Below are 23,096 nucleotides of genomic sequence, written 5' to 3' on the forward strand. Positions count from 1 at the left end.
CGTTGGCCGGCAAGCCCATCTACCACACCAACGTGCTGATGTGCGTGGCCACCGAGTTCGCGATGGTGGGCTTCGACATGATTCCCGATGCCCGCCGGGCCGCCGAAGTCCGCGCCCGACTTCAGGAGTCGGGACGCGAGGTCATACCCTTAAGCGCCCGCCAGATCGCCGAATTCGCCGGCAACGCGATCGAGCTGTCAGGTCGCGATGGGCGCATCCTCGCGCTGTCGCAACGGGCCTAAGCCAGTTTGTCTGAGGAGCAGAAGGGCATCATCGAGCGGTCCGCCCGTCTGTTGCCGCTGGCGGTGCCCACGGTCGAAATGGCCGGCGGGTCCGTGCGCTGCATGATCGCCGGTATTCACTTGTCGCCCAGGCGCTGAGGGTGAGACAGGATGTTTGAACTGATGGGCAGCGGTTAACGCCCCTCCGCACGTGTTCGTCGAGTCGACGGGCTTGCCAGGCTGATGGCCAGCAAGCCCCTGAAGCCGTGGCGCTACCGCGATTTCGGCTCGCTCGTCTCGCTGGGCCGGCACAGTACCGTCGGCAACCTGATGGGCGGGCGCGTTGGCCGCTCCCTGTGGCTGGAGGGATACCTGGCCTGGCTGATGTACGTTTCGCTGTACCAGATGCACCAACGGGCCTTGCATGGTTGGCCGAAGGTCGCACTCGACATGCTTGCCCGGTTTCTCTCACGCGGAACGCGCCCGCGGGTCAAGATGCATTGACTTCATAACGATGGCGCAGAGGGAGTACCGAGGCTTGGTAATGCTCTACTGCGGGTCAGGGTCAATAATTTTCGGTGGCATGACCTCCGGCATACCTTCGCCACATGGCACCGCGAAGCTGGAGCGCCTATCTATTTATGAGGACACTCCCCTGAGATGTCTCATCTGATTAGAGGATCACCCAGAACGTTCGCGAAAAAATCTAACATAAATCGTTGCAGCTTGTTACGATGAATGGATTATTTCTACAAGGGGGATGGAAGATGGCTACGGACAAGGCAAACAGTTATCCAAAGATCGGAAGGAAAATCTGGTTCCTTTTGCGAGCACGTTTTGCAAAAACACTACCATCATCAGTCGGACCCGAGTACATCATTTCGACTTCGGATATGACCGAAGCCTCTGCGCGATCAAATGTTCTTAACCCGTTTCGCGACTTGAAACTTATTGACGAGAACGGGAAGCCAACTGAACTGGCTGAGCGCTGGAGGCATGATGATGAGTATGCCGATGTGTGCAAGGAAATTCGAGGCCTAATTTACCCGGCACCCCTGATTGAGGCCTATCCGGACGGAAGCACCGCACAAAAGGAAAGCATCAAGAAATGGTTCATGAAGAACAGCAAAGTAGGGGATGTGGCTGGCAAGATGTTTGCCGACACTTACATGCTGTTGAGCCAAGGTGATCTGAACGCCTCGGATAGCGATACCAAGGTTACTTCGTCGTCACGATCTGCAAGCACGTCTGCAACGGCAAAGAAAAGCGTAGTGAAAAAATCTGCGTCGGCTGCACAGCCGACCGACCGTGCACCTGCGCCCGCTGTCGATCCTCATGTGATCCGGAAGCTGCCAAGTGTTCACATCGATGTACAGGTGCACATCAGCCCGGATACAACACCGGAGCAAATTGATCGAATTTTTGAAAGTATGTCCAAGCATCTCGGCTCGTACATTGCTTGAGGCGTGGAAATGCACACAGCAGTAGAGACGCTTAGCTTAGCAAGTGAGCTCCAGCGGCTAATACACAAGGAAATTAAGCCGCCGTCCGCTACTGCGCCGTCCTACGATGAGCCTGTGGTTTACATGGCCTTGGTAAGAAATACCCGAGGCTACATCGAGCGAGTTTCACATCAAATTAACGGCAGTTATCAAAACGGCTGGTACGACGCAGCTTCGGTGATGATCCGCCGCCTTATCGAAACGCTGATCATCGAGTGTTATGAAGCTCACAAAATTGAAAGCAAAATCAAAGATAAGGACGGAAACTACTTTTTTCTAAGAGACCTAATAGACATGGCTCTTGCAGAGAAGTCCTGGACCATCGGTCGTAGCGTGAGGCAAGTATTACCAAAACTAAAAGACGTCGGTGACAAGGCTGCCCATAATCGACGCTATAACGCCCACCGAGAAGACATCGACAAAGTCATTCCTGCTCTTCGTGACACCATTCAGGAGCTGCTCTCATTGGCGCAACTCAAGTAAACCTTCAGGTCTGAACTATCTGTGACGAGAAAGGTGTAGGTGAACGCGGTGACTGATCCGTTCCCTGAGTATTTGGTTCTTGTACTTGGACTGTCAAAGCCGCCCCCTGTTATTCGGAGGTATTTACGCGAAAAATGTATGGATCAAATCAATGACGCTCTTACATGAACAACGGGTACGTCGAGTGGCAATCCTTTGCTGCACGTGCATGCGCAACATTGCGTTCTACCGGGCATGTTGGGACGGACATGACCTTCGCGTGAACAATGAGTTCTGGAAGACGGTGAGCGGCAATTTTCTCGACACTGCTGTGCATGAGTGGTTCAAGGCTTTTGCACATAAGCGAAGCAAACATCACTGGAGCAAAGTCATTCCCGAATCATCACACGCAGCGTTTGAACATGATCTGCTTGCACATCTTGACCTTGCGCCGATGCCTACATACAACGGAGACGAGCTGGAAGGGGCACACCCGTACGAGCAGTTCAATGATCTGTTGCGGAAGTACCGTGACAAGTTTCTTGCACATCTGGACGATGAACTGGTTGCCAACCTGCCCGTCACCGAACCGATGCGTAAGGGGGCTGAGTTCTTGTTCGACTATCTGACTACGACTCAACCAGATGCATTTAGTGGGTATTTGATGCAAACTTCCGCCGACTTCTTCGATGGGTTGAGCGAACTTGGACGTGCTGAAGTGAACAGACGGGAGGCGACTTAAATGGTGAAAGCCTGACTAGCAAAAGAAAAAGCCTCCACAAGGGAGGCTTTTTAATGCGGAAAATCGACTGTCACCAGAAATGACATCAGCAATCACGGGTAAGTGATCACTATCGCTATTTGCCGCCTGAATTGGTGCCGGAGAGATGAATCGAACACCCGACCTTCTCATTACGAATGACAGAATGCAACTATTTGTCATCGTTGATCTTCGTTGTAAAATCTATATAGATCAATAGCTTACAATGGGTTGCCTGGATATTTGAACAGGCCAAGCGTTGATGGAAATTGATCAATATTCGGAAAATTCGCTTACATCCACCGTTACATCGTGGCGATGTAATCGCAATGAGAAGGTTCGATATGGCAAGGATTGCATTCACCGCCGGCCGGGTGGCCGGGTTCAAGTGCCCGCCTGAAAAGTCCCAGGTTTTTTTGTGGGACGCAGCCACCCCGGGGCTCGGGCTCAGGACAACAGCAGCCGGAAAACCGTCCTATGTGTTCCAGGGGCGCTATCAGGAAAAGACCATTCGCGTGACCATCGGGAGCCCCGACGCATGGAGCATCCCCCAGGCTCAGGAAAAGGCCAGAGCGCTGCAGCGCCTCATTGACGAAGGGCGCGATCCGCGAGACCTGAAGCGTGATGCCGTGGCCGCTGGTGCCGAAAGGAAGGCCGCCGCCGCTGCCAAGGTGCAGGCCGACAAGGTGGCCTCGTTGACCGTGGGCGAAGTGTGGCAGACCTATCTGCAGGAAGGCAAGCCCAAGCGCCGGGATGCGTGGAAACCCGGCTATCGTGCCGACCTCGAACTGATGGCCACGCCCGGTGGCGTGAAGAAGAAGCGAGGGCAGGGCCTGACCCGCCAAGGCCCGATTTACCCGCTGCTGGCGCTGCAGATGACAGAGGTGAACGAGGACGCGCTGAAGGCCTGGTTCGACCGCGAGTCCCTGGCCGGCAAGCACCAAGCCGCCCGCGCCTTCATGATGTTCAAGGGCTTTTTGCGCTGGTGCTCTGCACGTCCGGCTTACCGTTCGCTGATTGACCGTGACGCTGGCAAGGCTGCCGCCATTGTGGAGAACCTGCCACAGGCCACACACCGCACCGACAAGCTGCTGAAAGGACAGGTGCAGGGCTGGTGGACTGGCGTGGAGCAACTTAGCAACCGCACCGCGTCGGTTTACCTGCGGGCTTTGTTGCTGACTGGTGCCCGCCGCGAGGAAGTGGCCGCGCTGAAGTGGGGTGATGTGGATTTTCAGTGGCGCAAGCTGACCCTAGCCGACAAGGTGGATGCCACGCGAACCATACCCCTGTCACCCTACATGGCGCACATGCTGGCCGGTTTGCCAAGAGTAGGGGCGTTCGTGTTCGCCAGTGCCAGCAAGAGCGGCCACATCGTTGATGCCCGCGACAGCATGCAAAAGGCCGTGACAGAGGCAGAGGTGGGGCACCTGACCTTCCACGGCTTGCGCCGCACATTTACACAGACGGGGCGAGGTGTTGTGCCCGCTGGCATCGTGGCCCAAATCCAAGGGCACAAGTCTAGTGCGACAGCCGAGGGCTACGACATTCGGACGCTTGACGAACTGAGCCCCTACCTTGAGCAAATCGAGCGGCACATTCTGAGCCTTGCCGGTGTGCAGTTTGATGCCGGGGCTGTGCCTGGTGCGCTTCGCGTGGTAAACGGTTGACCCTGCGTTATTCAACGCTGGCGCTCACCTTGGACGGCCCATGCAATGCGAGGTTATGGCCATCTTTCGGCGTTCGAAAGTGGTCTCGATGGCGCGGCGCAGCTCCCATGGATCAAGTGTGTTTTCGCCCAACAGCACCCACAGGTCGAAGTAGTCCTTCATGCGGGTGTTGGTCATGCCCAGCAGGCACACGGCGTGGAACTTTTTGGCCACCACCGTGTATTTCGGGTAAGCGCGCAGCTGTGGAGCGGGCAGGTCGTTCAGCAATACCCGGTAGCTGATCGCTTCCGGCGCCGGCGTTACGGCATCGCCAAATCCGATGTCCACCTGCAGCGCGATGCGCGCGCTGTCGAGCTTGGCCAAGAGGTCGATCCGCACCCCGCCGTAGCCAGCCTCCTTGCGGATTTCCGCTCCCTTGACCGGGTGGGATCGAACGCGATCCCGTCTTCCACCGGGATCCGGCAGATTTCGCGGAAGGTGGCCACGGCGGAGTCGATGTCATCGGGGCCAAAGCCCAGCAAGTCGGCATCGCGCGTCGGCCGGTGCGGTGGTCATACCAGATCGAAAACAGCAGGGAGCCCTTGAGCAGGAAGTTGTGCGCGTGGACGGAGAGATGAACAGGCGATACAGCAGCCGCTCCAGACAGTAGTGCGTGAGTGTCAGGTTGAAGTCCTGCTTGGCTTCGTCTGCGTGCTGTTTCAGGCGGGCGCGGATGGAGGCCGCCAGATTGCGGCTCATGCGGTCGCGCTTTCAAGGTAAGGGCGCATGACGTTCGCTACGCGATCAATGGTGGCGTAGTGCCACAGCGCATCCATCGTCAGTTTGCGTTGTGTCCACCCATCACGCAGTGCTTCCATTGCCACGTCCAGACCGATTTTGTTGCGGTACTTGAAGCAGTCGGCCACTGTCTTGGCGGCGTTGAAGACTGGCACCTCCACGCCATCGACATGGAGCCCCTTCGATGCCTTCGGTCAGGTTAGAGGCCTACACCGGGCGGATCCGGGAGGCGCGACCATCGTTGTGTCTTCGAACAGATATCAAAGGTAAACGGCATGCCCGGTAGGAGCATCACGAACCGCTTTGCACTGCACCGCTTCAAGGCCGACGAATCCTCACCAAAGCGCCGAGTCCCGCATATCCATCAATCGCCTGCGCTGCCGATTGCGCAACCATATTCCCACGACCCAAGTGAACACAATAACGCCGAGTCCTGCACCAACCACGACCCCTGTAAAAACCCAATTGCTAATCGCGCCGGACGCCCACAGTGCCACTGCCCCCAGCGCGGCAGCCAATACGATAATTCTGATGGTGAGTCTCATCCTTGAACGTGCTTTCTGCATTTCATTGATGAACATGATAATCGGACCTGCGCCTGTCCATCCATATCCAAATGGCGGTGGCTAAGAATGCCTAGCGGGCTGATGCAGCCCAAAGGCTGGGCGCAAAACTCTCGTCGAGCATAGAGGTCGGAACTGCAGTCAAAGCGGCAATTTGGCTATTCCAAGCGTTGAGGCTGTATTTTTAGTCCTGCGCGCCGGCAAGTTGGCCCGCGACTTGCTTGTTCGGAAACATTGCAAATCCGGACATTGTCATGGCCCGCTACAAACTGGTTGATCGCTCCCCAAAGTTCATCCCCGTAGTGCTGGACGCGCAAATCCAGCCTGGCAGTTTCGAGTACGCGCTGGACCATCTGGTTGACCATGAACTTGACCTCTCCTGTCTGCATGCCCGCTACCCATGTTCGCAAAATCAAGAAACCGTACCCGTCGAGTCAAGGCGTTCGTGCACTTGCGTGGTGGGAATCAGGTTTTTATACAGCCTCGTTAGCCAAGTTTCGCTGCCGGGTGGTGATGGGCGCCACCGAGGGGAACATGCCCCGCTTAAGGTGGATTTCTCCGGGAGGATTTGGCAATGTCGGCTTGCTTTGTTTTGAAAATCTCTTGCGGCCTTGAGAAATCCTGTGGTACATTTCACCCGCTGTCGTAGCAAAGTCCGTTCACACTTCGAGTTGAGCCTTGAGGTCTAGCACCTTGAAACTTGGAAGGCGCAAGCCTTTCGCAAAGAATTTGGCATCCGAATTCTTTGAATCAATCAGCCGTTTAACACTTTGCATAAGCCAAAGTGTTGCAGCACGCAGTATCCACGAGCCTTTCCGCCCGAATTAACATGTTTCTGGACGGGGAAGGCAGTGTGAAACAGCGAATTCGTCGAGCCTGCCGCAGCACCCAAAACGCCATCGCACAAGCCCTTGTAGGGGTCGGCGAGCGATCGTTGAAGGTGAACTGCGGCCCCCCGAGTGCCTAGAGCAGGCGGGGAGAAACGGTCGTCCCCCGGACAAGGGGACAACGACAGGTCAAACCACTGCCACCGATAGCTCCAAACAACCACAGAAGCCAGCACCAGTTTGCGGTACTGCTGAATCCACACCCTTTGCGCACCTACCACTCGTAGTAGCGCTGGGTGTCCCTGCACCATTGATGCGGGGATCGGGACTTGGTTGTGATGGGGACGCGTTCACCGGCGATACGGTGCCACGGCAATTGGGGTTGACTCAACCTGCTTGCCGGCCCTGCGAAGGGGGAGTGAGAGCTCCGGGACCAAGAATCCTCAAAGAAATGATTTCGTCCACGGCGTCAGGGCCGTTTCAGCCTGACAGGTATCGGGTTGGCACCCTCTATCTGAAGCTCTAGCCCGGGTCCCTCCCGCAAAAAGGGAAAAAAGCATGCGACAGCCGGACCCGGACGAACCGTGTATGGCAATGGAGTTTTGCTATGTCAAATCAAAAAACAAATCCGCATCCTGAGGCAACAGGCTTGCTACAGTTTCCGCCGCTTGAAGCGGTCACCCGCCCGGCGGTGGACACGGCCACCGCCGCCTACTACCTTAACCGAAAGCCGCAAACGCTCAGATGCTGGGCTACGTACCAGAACGGCCCAGTAAACCCAATCCGGATTTCTGGGCGACTGGCCTGGAAAACTGCCGACCTGCGTCGCGTGTTGGGGGTGGAGTGATGGTGCCTGAACCGCCGAATCAGCGAACGCGAACTCGACCGAATGACGGCTGACATGCCTCAAGGGCTGGAGGCTTTGCGCCAGGAAACAACTTGCGCTGAAACTTGTCGCACTCCATTGCGTTAAAAACTCCGGCAGGCTGGCCGGTCAAGCGATGGCGACCTCTTCGCCTTGGTGGATCAGCACCTCGGCGGGGATGTGCAGCCGGCGATGCAGGCGACGGATCATGTGCAGCGTTAGCGGGCGCGTGCGATTCAGCACCTCATAGACGCGGTGCGACGGCCCGATGATGGACTCCAAATCCTTGACCGTCAGACCCTCTTGATCCATGCGGAACTTGATCGCCTCGATAGGGTCGGGTGGGGCGATCGGGTAGTGCTTCGCTTCATAGGCCTGCACGAGCGTCGCTAGGATGTCGAGGCGGTCGCCCTCTGGCGTGGCGGGTTCCGGGTCCAGATCGATAAGGCCGGACACTTCCCGCAGCGTCGCCTTGTAGTCGGCGTCGGTGTGGATGGGCTTGATTTCCATGCTCAAACTCCTTTCAAAATTGCTCGACGGTTTCAGCGTCGATGGTGTCGTAGTGCTTGTGTGTGCCGACGAACTTGACGTAGACCCACTGCATTTTGTAGGCCACGCTAACGATCAACCGGTAGTCGTTGCCCTTGATGTTGAACACCACGCGGTTGTTCGCAATGATGCTCGCGTTGCCGTACTGGGCCTTGATATCCGCCGGCTGGGTCCATGTCGCCTTCGTCGCTTCGGCCAGCCACGCTTTTAGAGGTTGCTCCGAATCTTTGTAGGCGGTGTTCTCCCAAAAGTTGCGCAGGTTAGATACGGCGATTACGTTCATGCGCAATTATAGTCCCAAATTGGGACTATGCACGAATCGATGATGCGGGCGAAGAAAAGCCCGCACGTGACCGCGCAACCTGGCCGGCGGTCGACCTCATGATTCCTCTGTCCGATGTCAACAATTCCAGCGCATCCGCTACTACGGGCTGCTGGCCATCCGCTACCGCGAGGTCAAGCTGGATCATTGTCGCCAATTGCTGGGGACGCCCGCACCGGTGGTGGCGTTGTCCGATGCGCCGATGGACTACCGGGATCGCTATCAGCGCCTGACCGGCGTGCCGCACTGCGGACGAGGCCAGATGGTGCGCATCGAATCCTTCCTGGCGGGAACCTTGCCGCGCGGCCCACCGGCGGATACTTCATGAACACCAACCCCGCCGTCATTTCCAACGCTGCTCGACTCGCTTCTCGAAGTGAGGGAGGGCCTTTTGCTTGCCCACGCATATCGCTGGTGAGGATTTCTGGCCACGCCCACCTGGCATGGTCACTACATGCGCCGCAGCCCCCGGTTCCTCGGTGCAAGCTCAAGAAAGCACAGTTCTGGCTGCAGTTCGCTCCGGCTTCTCGTACCTGCGTCTCGCGTTCCGACAAGTCCGTGCTTATTCAATTCCCATAGCGCACCGCCGTTTCAGTGGCGGTTCAGTTCACCCGATCTTTAGTCTACCGGCCGCGGAAGAAGTCCTCCGGCGTTGATCAGCGCCAGCGCGCCGCGGCCGCCAGCTAAAGACTCTCTGTGTCAGTGCGACGCGCCAGCCCATCGCAAATCGCAAGCGTCTACGCGGCCTGCCGGCCTACACTGCACCAGAACTTCTCATAACTGAGATCTTTGCATAACGCTGCAGTCCCGCCGTTCGACACCCAATTTTCTCGCAAAACCCTTCAACATGGATAACGACATGTTGAAGGTGGTAAACAGAATCAAAACGAGACTGATCCGCGCCAAGTAGGCCTAATGCGTGGTAGAAAGCTGGTAGCCGCCCAGCGCAGCCTTCCAGTCGGACTTGCCGCTAAAACTCTGCCACGGCTCGATTTCGGCCTCTGCATTGCCACTGGAGTCAGGCCAGAAGCCGGTTTGCATGCAGGCCGTGTAAACAGACAGAACCTCCTGAAATTTCTTCGCACCGTTGCTCATGAATGATTGCCCCGCCGTGATCTGATGGATGGAGCTGGGCGCTTCGGTTTCTGCCGCGATGAAGACAAACTTTGCGGGAGTGGTCCTGCCTTCGTAAAGAGAGCGGGCGATGGTGTACATGAAAGCCTGGAAGTCATAGTGCAGGTCCACTGCGTCACGAATGAAGGCATTGATGGTGCCATGGCGGGTGGTCTTCAAGTCGAAGCTGTATTCGGGGTGGTAGAGGTCCAGGCGGGTACGCAGCATCAAGCCCGTAGTGGGCTCTTCCACATAAATGCTGGCTTCGGGGATGCCTTCGTTCACAAAGTCGCCAAAGGGGCGTCCAAACACGATGCGATGCAGAATTTTCTCAGCCAGCTTTCGGGCACGCGCAAAGGTGGGCTCGTCAACCACCAGACGGCTTGCATGTTTGGTGAGGAAGGACTTGTATTCGGCTGCGCGTCCGTCCGCTATGCCAGGGTAGATGGAGAACTCAGTGCCGATCAAGTGAGGCTCCAGTACCAGACCGTGCACCAGGCTGCCGAAATCCATGGCTTTGGTGGCCTTGTTGAGCGACAGCAGGTGGGCCTGGAAATGGGCAGGGGACTCCAGCAGCGGCTTGAGCATGCTGCAGCTCAACGCTTCCTTGTCACTGTGGTACTGGGCAGCGGGCAAATTTGCATACATGCGCGAGCCAGCAGCAAAGCCAGGGGTACTTTCAGATTCGTAGCCTTGGCCAGCGGCGAACATCAATGCAGAAGAATTTAAAACGGTTTCGGTATTCATATCAACCTCTCAGGTGCTTTTGTCTATGAAAACACGAAAACGCGCTACGTCAAGGGGTGGGACAAGAATTTGGCAAGGGACACAGATGAGGTCTTGACCAACACAAACGCCGTGTTAGCTTGAATGCAAGGAATGGAAAAAACCGTGCAACAAACTGAACCCACGATCGGACACATGGCAGTAGACGCTCCCGCTGATACCAGCGCCAAAGGCTGGATCGACCAGCTGTTGGATGAAGCGGTATCGAATACCGATGAACCGGCAATCTGGCGGCTGATGGATGAGCAATCTAGCAACGACTCTGCGCACGAGGCCTTGACCAGCCTGGTTTGCCGGCTGGCGTATGTGCACCACGAGCGGAATGTTTTCTGCGAACTCTTCATGCTGCCGGTCATCACCATGCAAGGTTGCAATGTGATCGACAATGCCCAGGTCTGGAAAGGGGTGCGCAATCAGGTCCGTGAGGCGCTGGGCAACTGGTTCAACGATGACGGCTGGACTACGCTTTTTGACGACATCGCGCCAATGGACTGGGTCACGACATGGCGTCCCGGTGTTTTGCGCGCCCACTTGGAAAGACTCATTCCAGGCGGCAGGGTTCGGGCTTCGTTCACCACGGAACAGGTTTCTCTGCCTGACGAGGCGCCGCGCCTTGGATTCGTGGTGATCGGACGCTCCACGCACAAGGGCTGGCGTGACCTGCCCAGTTCCAATGCCCTGATGGACAAGCGTCTGAAGGACGTTATCAAGTATTGTTTGCAAATCCAGGCATCCATTGCGTCCAGTCACATGGAATCAGCGCCGATTGTCCTGGCCCCCGAGCGTATCCAGTTTGCGATCACAGACGGCGTTTCCTTGTGGTTGAGCAAACTCAATGAGGCCGTTGGCATTGAGGGTTGGACTGTGATGCCTTCGCTAGCGGCCCGCGACGTGGTGAAGGTGACGTTGAAACTGCGGAACAAGCAGGTGGAGCTAACCCAGTTTACGTTGCGCCTTCACCAGATTGGCACACAAGGACTGAGCGACGTTTTGAGCATGCTCCAGCAGATCGCGCCGATGTTCGACGTCCCGGTGGACATGCAGGACTCGGAATACAAGAAACCGCCCACCTGACACTTGACAACTGATGTTTGTGTGTTGATATGGGTATGCAACGCGCTCTTGGCGCACTATCAATTCGGAGAGCTACCAAATGAACCTCCACACCATTCCCGTTCGCCCCTTTGCCGAAGGGATCATTCGCATTGCCACCACTTCCGAGCCCGGCGCAGAGAAGATTGTGTTTGACGGCAGCATGGAAATCCTCTCGCGTCATCACCAGGCACGTGAGGCAAATGCGATTGAAGTCCCCCGTCTGGCGAAGCACCCCATTCGGGATAAGTTGATGGAAGCAAAGCCCAACAAGGAAGCCCGGAAGCTGGTGGAAGTGCCAATCCGCATGTTCTTTGGCAAGACCAGCAATGCCCTGACAGTGGCCTACCAGGCGTATGACGCAGATGGCCGCCCTGTTTGCCGGGGCAACGGGGAAACCGCCAAACGCACCTCACTGTCCGATGAAAACGTGCGCGTGGTGATGGATGCGCCTTGCTCAGGGGCTGAAAGCTGCGAGTTTGTAGCCTCTGGCCAGGCACGGTGCCGGCGCCAGGTCTGCATGTCTGTGCAGATACCCGGCCAGGACAACCCGCTGAGCACTTTCGAGGTCCGTTCCTCGTCATACAACACCTACAAGACCCTCAAGGGCCAGCTGGAGCTGGTGGAACGACGTTTCGGTGGGCTGCGCCATGTTCCGCTCAAGCTCCAGATCTGGCAGACCTCCAATCAGGCCAGTGACTTCGAATCGTTCGATGTCTTCAAAATCGCCTTGGAAACGGCTACTGAATTGGAAGCCATGAAGGCCGTCAAGATCGCCCGGACAGAAGAGTCGGAAGCGGGTTTGGAGTCTGATGTGGATACGGCCTACACAGCCGCCACCGATGGTGTGGGCGAAGAAGATTTTGAAATTGTGACTGACTTTTACACCCAGCGGCCAGCTACTGCAGCTCGTCGAAGTGGCGGCGCCTCGCTTGTTGACCAGCTGACGGGTGCAACGGGACAGGTTGCGGGCACATCCCTTGCGGAAAATGTCATTGCCCATGCTATGGCGCGTGCGGGTGAGGACTCCGGGAAGAAAAAGGCCCACTGCTCCGGGTCAACAATCCAAGCCTGATTTCTGAATCCAGATGAGCAATCAAAACATCATACGACTGGTTATTGGAGATGTGACTTAACCCATTGAACTCACCGGCGTCTCCGATGCTATTGGCCGAGAGTAATTTTTCAGGTTGAGCCGCGCCATAAAGTACTCGAAAAAACTACTGCCGTGAGAGCTGCGATGGCCAAGAGTTATTGAATGAAATCATTCACTTATGGCAGTGCGATCAAAATTAACAAAAACCTTGGCCGCGAGTAGTCTGCAAAAGAGCGTTTTGGGGACCTCTATGGCTACGATGGGCTCACTCCACGCCCGGACTCAGTCGCGCTGATCGACCTGATAGCGCGTTTCGCCCTCGGCAATACCCTTACGGGTCCGTTCAAAAGCCCACCGCGAGGTGGAGGGCGCAGCGCTATTCAATTCGTTGCGCCGCTGAGCCAGTCGATCAAGCTGTTCACTTTTTTTGCCGTCATCGATCGGCTTACGCAGCTCCAACTCTCTGAACATTCGTGAGTCGTTGCGCAATGCAAGATATTGATTTCCCACATTCTTGTGCTGCAAGGCCTTGTCGTTGGGCTTCAGAAATGTCATCAAGGCAGTTAAAAGAGCTGCGGTCAGCGCTAAAAGCTGTGCAGCTAAAGGTGCTTCCTTGACGACGGCCGCGCTCGCGGCCGCAGCGGCTATCGTCGCGGGAATTCCGAGCCCGTAATGCAGCTTTGACCATAACTCGCAGGAGTTAAAGTGACGCTTTGCCGAGTGCTCGGTGTCCTCCTCAATTCGCGCCGCCTCGACTCTGAGGCCATCAAGTAAAGGAGAGGCAGAATTGTTCAAGTCTTGATTTCGCATGATAGTTAGGTAATTGAAACCGACTCAGAGCGTGCCCAGCGTTTGACTTTTTTGACGGGGTGCTCACCACCACCAGCCCACTCGCCAGTTTTGCACCAGAGCTCAAAGTAGTAGAGCCATTCTGCAGTCCACGGAATATAAGTTTCGGCAAGACTCATCTGTGGCACCCAGTCTCGGTCATTGGGCCACCAAAGACAAAGCCGAGTCCCTTTTCCACCGTACGTGTAGGTATGTGGGATCTTCTTTCCGCCGGCCAGCACCGTCAGATCTGGCTCAACCACGATCATGTCTGGCCGCTGTCCATCCGGCATCACTTTCAGTACGCATTGATACAGGCGCCCGAATGCGCCAGGAGCAAGACCGACATGAAAGCTCAGTTCCCTGCCGCGGTAGCTCGCGTGCGCGCCAGGCAGCCCGAGGGCCCGCAGCTCCAGTGCGCGCTGAGACACAGTAGGTAGAGGATCCGGGCGGAACTGCACTTCAGTCACCGAAGAAAGTGTGGCCGCGGGCGGGTAGCGCCATAGTCGTCGCGGCAACCGTTCCCACAGTGACGATGCGCCGATCTGGCTTGGCGATAGGACGTGGCTCTTCGAGTTCGCGCACCGCCTGCGCGGCGCGAGGTCCGAAGGCTTCCTCGATCACCTTCAGGAGGGTATCCAGCCCTTCACGCTGCTCGATGCACTCCAGCATTTGCTGCAGATGATTGGTCAGCAGGGAATGCCAGTTGGTAAAGGCCGCCTGCCGCTCAGAGGTGTTCATTCCGCTGGCAAGGTTGTCACCCGGCGCTGTGAGGTTTGGCAGATGCCAGAACTCCCCGCCGCTGGCCAACTGGTGCCGCTCGAAGCACAGCGGCATGGTCTCCACAATATCCAGAAGCAGATCCAGCGGGCTTTCATGCTCAATTGGTGCCCGCAACGCGTAGGCTGCGGCGGCCAGGGAAGTGAGGAATATTGACTTAGGCGCGAAATCCGACCCGTCCGTGGGGGCGCCGAACGCCACGTTGCGATGCAACTTGAGCAGCTGCACCAAACGGCTGAGGAGGCGATTGAGTACCTCGTCTGCATCTGGCAGCGGCAACATATCACCACGCACCACCGCTTCGGAAAAACTCGCCAGTTTGGTTGTAGTAAACAACGGGCTGATCCGTGCAGCGTCGTTGAAGGCATTGGCCAAGCCCATTGGATTACTTGGCTCGAACAAGTGAAGTTCGCGGTCCGGCACTTTGGCGTGGGTCTCGCCGTGGAGGATGCTAAACAGGGGGTCTTCAATGATCGGCGTGATGTCCGCGCGCATGCCATCTGCATATTCCAGCGTGATGCAACGCTCCCACCTGGTGATCCCCAGCCCATGAATCTCGGCGTAACGCTTCAGCACCGCATACAGATCGTTGATCAGCTTGGCGGGATTGTCCCCATACAGCAGGTTGGCCACATGCCGTAGCCGAATCACCACATCGATATCAAAGCCCTCTGGGCGCCATTTTGTCGGCCGGATAATGGTGCCGATGACTCGTGATCCCTGCGCGTGCACAGTCATAGTCAAATCGCGGAACTCTTCCGACTCCATGACGTAGCTTCCTGTCGCGCCATAGGAGCGTTCCATGGCATCCAGCTGTGTTTGCGTGGGCTCGTTGTATTTGGCGATGGCGTCCGCCAGATAGAAGAACTTCGGAGATGAAACGCGGGAGAGTTGCCGCTTCAACGGCAGAGGAAGAGTATCGCGGTGCATAGTGACTACCTTTCGCAATTCCGTTGACCGACGGCCTCAAGCCGAAGCTTCGGGCTTCTTATTGAAGAACTGGCCCAACTTGGTGTGTCCGGCCAGATTGCCCGGGCGGTATTCACGGCGCAGGCCGTAGTGAAGGACGCCGGGCAGCGCCAGACGTGTCATCACAGTCGGATGCAGTACCGCCTGGACATTGATTTCACGTGCTTCTTCATCAAGGAAGCGGCCAGCCCACGCGTGAGCCTCGTTCATGCTTATGACCTCGCAATGCTGCATGCCGCCGGCGTCCGGAAACATGTGCAGCTTGGCCTTGTCAATCTGCAGCGGGTGCGGCAGACCGGTTGCTTGTTCAGCCATCCATTGCAAGGTGATATCCGACAGACGCGATTCATCTTCTGCGTAGCTGCCGCCAATGTCCGAATGGTTACCTGCAAACCAGACTTGCTGTAGCCACTCCGGCTCGCCCGGCCGCGCAGGCCATTCCCCGAGCGTGGCCCACGGTACACGAGCGAAATCCTTGCGCGTCTCGTCAATAGCCAGCGCATGACGGGCATAGCGTACGCGTGTGTTGAGCGAGTTGTCATAGAAGCGGAACCGCCAAGCGGCTATGTGCCAGCTGAAGTTGCCCTTCTTGGGAAAGTCGCGAATGGTCTTGACGCTGGTGTTCACGTATCCAGCCAACAACGCGAGAGCGATGGCGGCGGTGAACGCCGAGAATGCAGGCCAGAAGCTAAACCAAGGCATGAGCGAGACAATTCCTGCGGCCGCTGCGGTCGTCAGACCGACAAACGCCACGAGACTCAAGCCCATCAGGAGGCGACGCGGTCCGGGAGCGCCCAGCGCCGCCACTGTGTCGAAGACACCGATAAAGTACGGCACCACGTTCGATTGGCCGGCATCATTCTGGCTGCCGTATTTCTCCCGAAAGCGTCGAGCCTTCTCCAGCCGCTCTTCCTTACGTTCAGGCTTATTGCTGCCCGAACCATGCTCGTACACCTGCGAGACGGCTTCATCGGCAATTCGGCGAAGGCCTTTACCAAAGCGCGGCAGAGGACTGCCGTCGGCGGCGTGGGTGGGCACTCCGCACAGCGACATGACGCCACCAACGCACCTGGCGGTATAGGCGCCACGGCTAAAACCGAAGAGAAAAACCCGGTCGCCCGGCTCGTAATGCTTGAGGATCGCCTCGTAGCAGTCAGCGATGTTGCGGCTGATACCCGTGCCTGTGGCGGCACTCCAGATTTTGCGAAACTTCTGCACCGGCCTGAAAGGAATCTTTCCTTCATCAGTCTCCGTACCCAGACCCGCGTCATAAAACGCGATTTGCTCAGCCGGATTGATTGGGCTTTCCGGCCCGGGACGGGCGGCGCGGAACAGTTTGTATATGTTGCTCAGATTCTGGTCTGGCTTCAATCCGCCAGCTTGGCCGGTGCCGTCCGAGAAGATGATGATGTTTTTAGGCATTTTCTTTTCCGCTTTTTGATCAAGTTACCGTGCGCAGACTTTTTTGACGTCGACTGTGAACTCGCAGCGGTCAACGCCTCCGCTGTTCCAGCGGTGTTGGTCCAGCTTTGCGGTGCAACCTGCGTCCTCCAGCAAGGCCTTACCGCCCCGTGCCTCACACACCAAGACAGCCGAGTCACGGCCATCGCGCAGCACGCGCACCGTCAGACCGTCGAAAGACTTCATCAGCGCTGGGTCATGGGCTGTTGAGAGTTGCAGCAACTCAGCCTCTGGCAATCCGTCGGCCGGACGGCGATGGCGGACGGTGGCGTCCACCGCAGCGGAGACCTTCGTCAGAGCAGATGCCAGGTAATTCATTTCCTGAGCACTCGGCCGCGTCGCGCAACCGGTAAACAGGCAGACGGCCAGCAGCGGGATGATCTTGTAGATGTTTTTCATGCCGGTTCCCTCCAAAAAACGAGCTTTCCTGTTTGCACACTGCGGCCGGTGTCGAGGTTCCAGTCCTCAAGCGTGTCCAAAGCATCCGATCGGCCCTCAATCAGCGCGTCGTCGAGGCCTTTCCAGACCGCAAGGACATTGCTCCTGGCGCGTCCATAGATTGCCTCGTAGTCCATGGGGCCTTCGGGTGTTCGCAGCTGCAGGGTGTAGCTCGTGTCGATTGAACTTTCCGTGGGATAGGCGATATTCAGATCTGCGCTGACATGGCGCGCAAAGGGAAATAAGTGATTAGCACCGGCCATTGCCGCCAAAATATCTCGAAAACCGCAGTGCCAAGCACCCGGCAATGGTGGCCCCCCTGTCAGATCTTCCGGATAAACGGCAGCCAGCATCGCCAGCCACACTTGGCCCACAGTGGGGTCAATCTCGTCTTCGTCATCTGCGGCGTGGCACGCGGCGATGCCTGTCGCCAGATGTTCAGACAAGCCGGTATCGCCAACATTCATCACCCGGGGGAAAATGAAAGCATCCTGGTGCATCTCGCAGCGCCGATGCTCACCCTCGTTCCCCTTGTAAGGGCCAACTCGGCGCTCGACGACGGGATGGATGGTCATATCAGTGACCATGTGTGCCGCAAAGCCCAGTAGCCAAGCTGTGGCTTTAGGCCGAAGATCTGGTGGTAGTTTCGCCACGGCTGCCACTCCGACCCGCAGCAGCGAAGCATTGCGGGTGTAGTGCATGGCGTCCGCCCACTTCTTCTGGCCTTGTTTGAGGGTGAGGTAGGGGTAGTCCGGGCTGACGGCACCTAACTCCGCATACTTCAGGTAAAGCCCAAGACTGACCAGCGTGTCTTCGCGCAACCCTGCCGAGTCGGCGCGCTTCTGGGCGTCATTGACAACCGCGATATGAGCATAGGCGCCGGGCATGGGAACTCCTTAAGTAGATCTGAGGTCGGACGGTGGGTCACCGCCGGTGACACCACACCGACCAGAAAATGACCGCTTTACACTTGGCAGACCATGCCCCACCCCTTGCAGAATCTGCGCTGGGATGGCATAGTTACTGCCTGAGTAAGCAACGACTTCGGAATTCGCCAGAAAGGCGAATTCATTGGTGAATTTGTAACTTGTTGCTTGCACAGGCAACAGTTTACGCCTTTTTTTGCGTGGAAGGAAGTATTTAATGGCGCAGTCCGGCCTAGGGTTGCTTTTGCGTAAATTGCGCGAAGCCCGAGACCTGTCTTCCCGCGAGTTGGGACAGCTTGCGGATATCGATCACACTTATATCTATCGCCTGGAAACGGGCGAAAAGCAGTCGCCCTCCGGCGATCTGCTGACGCGGCTGTTACGCGTTCTTAAAGCCGATCAACGAGAAATCGAGATGGCGCAATGGTTAACGGCCAACGAGGCCAATCCGGACTGGGTGGAGTACACATTGGGTACTGACATGACCGCGGAGATGTTCGAGATGGGTGCCAGCATGCGGCACCGGGGTGGAGCGCGCCCCGACCTGGAAACCATCGAAACCCGCGTACGCAAAGCGTTCGAAGACTGACGTGATCAACGAACTGGATATCCGAAACAAAGCGCGCCAATTTATGGCAGGTCTGGATTTATCCAGGATTGATACGGATCTGTCGGTCTACATCCAAAAGGTCAAGGCCAAGCTGAAAACCGAGGAAATGGACGAAGGTGAGTCCGGCTACACGTTAACCAAACGGGATGGGACGTCAACCATCATCGTGAATGAGTTGGAACGGCGTGAGCGCCAGAGATTCTCCGCTTGCCATGAGATCGGGCATATCGTGCTTGAACTGAGCTCCAATCACAAGGAGACTCCGGCTTGGTCTTACGCTAAACGTGAAGACAACGAAATTGCCTGCGACATGTTCGCGGCTGAGCTGCTAATGCCGTATGACCAATTCAAAGCCGATGTGGATAAGGCGGAGCCTTCTTTTGAGTTGGTTGAGCGCCTTCGTGCCAAGTATGTAACTTCGTTTTCCGCCACGGCCTCACGGGTCGCCGCCGTCACGGACTACCCCTGTGCTTTTGTCACGATGAACTCCAGTGTCATTCGCCACGCATCGCGCTCTGCAGCGCTGCGCACGCTGAATGCCTGGATAGCGCCGAAATCGCCCATCCCCGACGGCTCCGTGGCCCGTCAGCTGGTGAAGGATGGTCAGCGTTCAGGCGAATCTCCAGATGTTTCCCAAGACGTATGGTTCCAAGACTGGCCTCAAGGTTATGACCTTACCGAGCTGGCCAAGCACTATTCCCAATATGACGAAACCTTCGCACTGCTTTGGTTTGAGGGCGATAGTGGTCCAGAAGAGCCGGTCAATACGTTCTCGGGAAAGCCGCAAGAGGATGATGGTGGGCTCAAGGAACTGGATGGGGTCTTACAGTTCTCGAAGCGGACGAAGCGCAGGTAGCACCAAGGTAGGCTCGACACAGGCGCCGCGAGCTTGACCTGCAGCCGAACAATGCCAGGCACAGTCTGGATGGGGTGTCAATCGCTGTCCCTACAGTATTAGCGATTCATTGACTGATGCCTCTTGAAAAAATCAATTGCATTCGTTATTTCACGCCAAACGCCACTCAGCTTTTCCCATTGGGCTCTCTCTCGAAGATAGCTTATTGCCACAACGACATCGGTCAACACCAAGCAGCCAATCACATGATCGACAGCACCGAGGTGCATTGGCAACCTGTGTCAATTTTTAGAAACCGCCGAATGCAAACATTTCTCACGTAAGTGTTGTGGCCGGTGGCGCTGTTGCGAATGTAGCAATGCTCCTTAATTTCCTGGCCACAGGACATCGGGGTCTTGAAGAGGCAATGCGGCAAATGCCTGAAAGCGATCCGGGTGTTTGGCAACGCGTTCAACCAGGAAGTCGTTGGCATGCATGACAATTTTATTTGCTTTATGGGGATCTGGGATGGCTTGCACGGTTGAGCCATACCTAAGACGAGCAGAAGTGGCTCTCCATGGGGGTGTTGACAGTGGACAACACCGTGCTAATTTGATTGCAAATAGACACGGGATTCTCATATGGAAGCTAGATCACATTACCTGAATCGCCTTCTGCAAACAGTAGGATTTTGGCTGTTTGGCGTATTGCCAGCAGCCATTGCCGTCCTGTCCGCCATGATGCTGTTCGGTGTCTGGACGAGCAGCAAGGAAGCTCCGCTGAGCTTCCGAGTCCTCGGTAACTTCACCCCCGAAGCCGGTGTGTTGCTGTGCTTGATTGCCTACCAACTGCTGCTTCATGGGGCGCGCATCTGGATGTGCAAGCGCCTTGCAGATGCAAACGGCACGATTCCCTATGAGCCAGAATTGACCAGTGACAGCCTTCGTGCCTTTGTGCCCGCAGTCATGACGCCTTACATCGTGTTCTTCGCCTTGTGGGGTGCCTTTGGCACCAAGGTTGCAGCAACCAACTATGTGCTGGTGGCTGCATTTGGCGCCATGACGTTCCTGAGCTGGGTCATCATCAAAACGGGGTGGCTCTACGGTTTCATCATTGGCCAGCGCTCACGTGTGCATTACGGTGATTCCACCGAGCAAGTACAGCGCTCGAACGTGGCCCGCAAGGAAGTGGCCAAGATCACATTCAAGGACATTCACGGCAACACAGCGATCAAGCGTCGACTGTTGGAGGCTGGCCGCGCCATCGTGGATGCGCCTAAGGGTGGCCAGGGCAAGGCCCGAAACGGTATCTTGATGGACGGTGAACCCGGCAATGGCAAAACGGTCTTTGCCGAAGCGCTTGCCGGTGAGCTCAAGCTCCCATTGCTGACACTCACCCACTCGGATGTGGCCAGTCGCTGGGTAGGAGAACGCACCGAAAAAGTGAAGGCCGCTTTTGAGCAGGCGATTCGATCACAGCCCTGCGTCTTCTTCATTGACGAAATCGACAGCTTCTTGCCTGATCGGTCAACGGATAGCGCCCAGACCAAGGAAGACAGCGATATCACCAATTCCCTTCTGACGCTGCTGATCGAAATTCGCAAGCATCGTGTGGTGGTCGTGGCTGCAACGAACTACGTGGATCGCCTTGACGGTGCCGCCATTCGTGAAGGCCGGTTTGACTTCAAGGTCGAAATCACCCCGCCGGATGAAGCAGCGCGTATTGGCCTGCTGACCGCCGGTTTAAGCACCAACGCACCCACTTTGCGTGTGAGCCAGGCGACTATCAAAAGCGTCGCTCAACGTTGGAATGGCTTTTCCGTGAAGCGAATCCTTGCCGTGACTGAGGAAATGCCTTCCTACGTGGCAGAAGCACGTGAGCAAGGTACTTTCAAGGGTGAGCTGGAGTTTGACGACTTCATGGCCGCATTGCGCCGGCTGCAGGGCCGTAAGGGTGCCATGCCTGAGAACGTCAAGGCCATGGCTGACCTGGTGCTGCCGGAGGTGACGCGGGAAGCCCTCACGATGCTTGCAAGCCGCCTGAAAGACCCACAGCGCATTGAGCGCCTCGGTGGCACATTGCCCTCTGGCGTCCTGTTCTTCGGCCCACCTGGCACGGGTAAGACCGCCGCTTGCAAGGCTCTGGCGAAGGACGTCCAGTGGGCTTTCCTGATCAAGACCGGCCCCGACCTGGTGCGTGACCCCAAGGCCCTGGACAAGCTCTACGCGCAGGCCAAGGATTTGCGTCCGTGCATCATCTTTGTGGACGAGGCAGATGATTTGCTGCTTTCCCGTGAAGCACCACGAAATACGGAAGCCACCAATAAACTTTTGACCATCATGGATGGCGTGAATGACCGTGTGCGTGACGTGGTGTGGGTGGCTGCTACCAACAATCCAGAGCGGATTGATTCCGCTCTGCTGCGTGGTGGTCGGTTCACAGAGAAGGTTGAATTTGTTCGTCCAGACGAAGACCAGTTGACCACGCATATCGGACAGTGGTTCACAAACCGCAGGATTGGTTTGAAGTCTGGTTTGGATTCCTCGACTATTGCATCCATGTTGGGTGACGAAAGCATTGCCAACGCTGAGGCTGTGTTGCAGTACGCAGTCAACCGTGCAATCTCTCAGTCGAACGATGATTTCATTGAAGTTGGTGTTGCCGATGTGCAGAGAGGTGTGGCGATGGTTTTGGGGACTGCGTGCTGAAATTTGGTATCTCTAGGGTGCTCGCCAGTTCGGTGGTGGGCCTTGTTACCATTGTCGCCACACAGGCGACTTTCGCTCAGAATGCCTCTGGCGACGTGGCGGTAGCGCAAGTCCCGAAACAACCTGATGACTGCGTGACCCAGGCCGCTAGCTATCACTTGGTGAGTCCTTGGGTTCTTCGCGCCATTACTTGCCGAAAAGATAGTGAAAGCGCTCGTTGCTGAGCTTGAAATAGGCGCAGGTTTTGCTTAAAGTATAAGCAAGCAATCCACAGGGGTGGCAACGCCTTTATGGATCTGCACCATTAAGAAGCACAATGAATACAGGAACATCATGGAAACGATCACCATAATCCAAATCGCACTTGGCGCAGTGATCGTTGCGGGGATTTTTTTCAGTGTGTATGTTGCTCGCAAGAACAAGGTACTGCTAGCTGAGAATCAAGACTGGTTGAAAAACTCATCAGCGACCGCAAGGAAAATCATCTGAAAAAAGGGAGCTTACGCTCATTTTTTGATCACATTCGACCCATCGGGGCATTTATCCCCGTAGAGGTGGGTGCCTCCAAATCGGAGAAACACCATGCTCACCACTCTACGGTGGATTTCAGGATGCTCGATGTATCCACCATGCATCTTCCCCCCCGATCGCACGGCGGGGTTTGTCATGGGAAGCAGCCTGGTTGTTCCGCGAAGGACATTTGAAATGCGGCGGTCCACGACCTTGCACTGAAACTTCAGAAAGGGCTGTTAGCTTCGACACCCGTATAGTCCATCTTGAGTTCTGGTACAAAAATAATAGGTCGCCCACGGCCGGGGCGGAAACTCGATTAATCATCGTCCTGATCGACATGCTCTCAGTAGCACCACGATTTTTGTTGTGGCGCTCGCGTTCCATTTGTCAACCGTTTCACCATCAGCCTCGTTGCGTGAGGATCGT

At 56.4% G+C, this 23,096-nt stretch carries 22 protein-coding genes and 3 pseudogenes; 13 read left to right on the forward strand and 12 right to left on the reverse strand.

The window, feature by feature from the left end; all coding sequences use genetic code 11:
* Positions 1–8 precede the first annotated feature (8 nt).
* The 6 genes and pseudogenes from BPRO_RS07580 to BPRO_RS07605 form a co-directional block, all read left to right on the forward strand.
* Positions 9–380: pseudogene (locus tag BPRO_RS07580) on the forward strand (arginine deiminase-related protein); the annotation flags it as partial.
* An 84-nt stretch (positions 381–464) separates the two neighbouring features.
* Entirely contained in the window at positions 465–725 is a 261-nt protein-coding gene (locus tag BPRO_RS07585) for a hypothetical protein (RefSeq protein WP_041388524.1), read from the forward strand.
* A gap of 263 nt (positions 726–988) precedes the next feature.
* On the forward strand, positions 989–1,684 hold the full coding sequence (locus BPRO_RS07590; protein ID WP_011482468.1) for a hypothetical protein: 696 nt from the start codon (positions 989–991) through the stop codon (positions 1,682–1,684).
* A gap of 9 nt (positions 1,685–1,693) precedes the next feature.
* Positions 1,694–2,206 carry a DUF4145 domain-containing protein gene (locus BPRO_RS07595; protein ID WP_086003089.1) on the forward strand — a complete coding sequence of 171 codons (513 nt, stop codon included), beginning with the start codon at positions 1,694–1,696 and terminating at the stop codon, positions 2,204–2,206.
* 259 nt (positions 2,207–2,465) lie between these two features.
* Positions 2,466–2,927, forward strand: coding sequence for a hypothetical protein (locus BPRO_RS07600; protein WP_157045749.1), 462 nt, complete (start codon positions 2,466–2,468; stop codon positions 2,925–2,927).
* 362 nt (positions 2,928–3,289) lie between these two features.
* A complete protein-coding gene (locus tag BPRO_RS07605; RefSeq protein ID WP_011482471.1) occupies positions 3,290–4,612 on the forward strand; it encodes an integrase family protein in 1,323 nt (440 codons plus the stop codon).
* Positions 4,613–4,666: 54 nt separating this feature from the next.
* Here the strand turns inward: BPRO_RS07605 and BPRO_RS30875 are convergent.
* The 3 genes and pseudogenes from BPRO_RS30875 to BPRO_RS07620 all read right to left on the reverse strand — a co-directional run.
* Positions 4,667–5,350: pseudogene (locus tag BPRO_RS30875) on the reverse strand (nucleotidyl transferase AbiEii/AbiGii toxin family protein); the annotation flags it as partial.
* A pseudogene (locus BPRO_RS07615) lies at positions 5,347–5,565 on the reverse strand (transcriptional regulator); the annotation flags it as partial. The pseudogenes BPRO_RS30875 and BPRO_RS07615, both read right to left, overlap by 4 nt.
* A gap of 159 nt (positions 5,566–5,724) precedes the next feature.
* Complete coding sequence (locus BPRO_RS07620) at positions 5,725–5,970, reverse strand: hypothetical protein (RefSeq protein ID WP_011482472.1); 246 nt, start codon at positions 5,968–5,970, stop codon at positions 5,725–5,727.
* A 236-nt stretch (positions 5,971–6,206) separates the two neighbouring features.
* Here BPRO_RS07620 and BPRO_RS30410 point away from each other — a divergent pair, with 236 nt between their 5' ends.
* Positions 6,207–6,548: a hypothetical protein gene (locus BPRO_RS30410; protein WP_157045750.1), complete on the forward strand. Its 342-nt coding sequence runs from the start codon at positions 6,207–6,209 to the stop codon at positions 6,546–6,548.
* A 1,225-nt stretch (positions 6,549–7,773) separates the two neighbouring features.
* Here the strand turns inward: BPRO_RS30410 and BPRO_RS07630 are convergent.
* From BPRO_RS07630 to BPRO_RS07640, 3 genes are all read right to left on the reverse strand, one after another.
* Positions 7,774–8,154 carry a helix-turn-helix domain-containing protein gene (locus tag BPRO_RS07630; RefSeq protein ID WP_011482476.1) on the reverse strand — a complete coding sequence of 127 codons (381 nt, stop codon included), beginning with the start codon at positions 8,152–8,154 and terminating at the stop codon, positions 7,774–7,776.
* A 13-nt stretch (positions 8,155–8,167) separates the two neighbouring features.
* Entirely contained in the window at positions 8,168–8,476 is a 309-nt protein-coding gene (locus tag BPRO_RS07635) for a type II toxin-antitoxin system HigB family toxin (RefSeq protein ID WP_011482477.1), read from the reverse strand.
* A 951-nt stretch (positions 8,477–9,427) separates the two neighbouring features.
* Positions 9,428–10,375 carry a PD-(D/E)XK nuclease-like domain-containing protein gene (locus tag BPRO_RS07640; protein WP_011482479.1) on the reverse strand — a complete coding sequence of 316 codons (948 nt, stop codon included), beginning with the start codon at positions 10,373–10,375 and terminating at the stop codon, positions 9,428–9,430.
* 132 nt (positions 10,376–10,507) lie between these two features.
* Between BPRO_RS07640 and BPRO_RS07645 the strand changes: the two genes are divergently transcribed.
* A complete protein-coding gene (locus BPRO_RS07645; protein ID WP_041388534.1) occupies positions 10,508–11,488 on the forward strand; it encodes a hypothetical protein in 981 nt (326 codons plus the stop codon).
* Between the two features lie 181 nt (positions 11,489–11,669).
* A complete protein-coding gene (locus BPRO_RS07650) occupies positions 11,670–12,581 on the forward strand; it encodes a hypothetical protein (protein ID WP_232291510.1) in 912 nt (303 codons plus the stop codon).
* 303 nt (positions 12,582–12,884) lie between these two features.
* Here BPRO_RS07650 and BPRO_RS07655 read toward each other — a convergent pair whose 3' ends face one another.
* The 6 genes from BPRO_RS07655 to BPRO_RS07680 form a co-directional block, all read right to left on the reverse strand.
* Positions 12,885–13,397: an SLATT domain-containing protein gene (locus BPRO_RS07655; protein ID WP_198140994.1), complete on the reverse strand. Its 513-nt coding sequence runs from the start codon at positions 13,395–13,397 to the stop codon at positions 12,885–12,887.
* Positions 13,398–13,417: 20 nt separating this feature from the next.
* On the reverse strand, positions 13,418–13,699 hold the full coding sequence (locus BPRO_RS30425) for a hypothetical protein (protein ID WP_232291511.1): 282 nt from the start codon (positions 13,697–13,699) through the stop codon (positions 13,418–13,420).
* A gap of 193 nt (positions 13,700–13,892) precedes the next feature.
* Positions 13,893–15,140: a nucleotidyltransferase domain-containing protein gene (locus BPRO_RS07665; RefSeq protein WP_011482484.1), complete on the reverse strand. Its 1,248-nt coding sequence runs from the start codon at positions 15,138–15,140 to the stop codon at positions 13,893–13,895.
* A gap of 36 nt (positions 15,141–15,176) precedes the next feature.
* A complete protein-coding gene (locus BPRO_RS07670; RefSeq protein ID WP_011482485.1) occupies positions 15,177–16,601 on the reverse strand; it encodes a DUF2235 domain-containing protein in 1,425 nt (474 codons plus the stop codon).
* A gap of 24 nt (positions 16,602–16,625) precedes the next feature.
* Positions 16,626–17,039 carry a hypothetical protein gene (locus BPRO_RS07675; protein WP_011482486.1) on the reverse strand — a complete coding sequence of 138 codons (414 nt, stop codon included), beginning with the start codon at positions 17,037–17,039 and terminating at the stop codon, positions 16,626–16,628.
* Positions 17,036–17,965, reverse strand: coding sequence for a zinc dependent phospholipase C family protein (locus BPRO_RS07680; RefSeq protein ID WP_011482487.1), 930 nt, complete (start codon positions 17,963–17,965; stop codon positions 17,036–17,038). Before BPRO_RS07680 ends, BPRO_RS07675 begins: the two co-directional genes overlap by 4 nt.
* A 256-nt stretch (positions 17,966–18,221) precedes the next feature.
* On the opposite strand from BPRO_RS07680, the gene BPRO_RS07685 reads away from it, so the two are divergent.
* From BPRO_RS07685 to BPRO_RS07700, 4 genes are all read left to right on the forward strand, one after another.
* Positions 18,222–18,593 (forward strand): helix-turn-helix domain-containing protein, encoded by a 372-nt coding sequence (locus tag BPRO_RS07685; RefSeq protein WP_011482488.1) that lies wholly within the window; start codon positions 18,222–18,224, stop codon positions 18,591–18,593.
* A 1-nt stretch (position 18,594) separates the two neighbouring features.
* The gene (locus BPRO_RS07690; protein WP_232291512.1) at positions 18,595–19,470 is read left to right on the forward strand and encodes an ImmA/IrrE family metallo-endopeptidase; all 876 of its coding nucleotides are present in this window, start codon (positions 18,595–18,597) and stop codon (positions 19,468–19,470) included.
* 620 nt (positions 19,471–20,090) lie between these two features.
* On the forward strand, positions 20,091–22,157 hold the full coding sequence (locus BPRO_RS07695; protein ID WP_011482491.1) for an AAA family ATPase: 2,067 nt from the start codon (positions 20,091–20,093) through the stop codon (positions 22,155–22,157).
* A gap of 333 nt (positions 22,158–22,490) precedes the next feature.
* On the forward strand, positions 22,491–22,646 hold the full coding sequence (locus BPRO_RS07700) for a hypothetical protein (RefSeq protein ID WP_157045752.1): 156 nt from the start codon (positions 22,491–22,493) through the stop codon (positions 22,644–22,646).
* Positions 22,647–23,096: the final 450 nt, after the last annotated feature.

Origin of the sequence: Polaromonas sp. JS666 (genome assembly GCF_000013865.1) — a bacterium.
Lineage (GTDB): Bacteria > Pseudomonadota > Gammaproteobacteria > Burkholderiales > Burkholderiaceae_C > Polaromonas.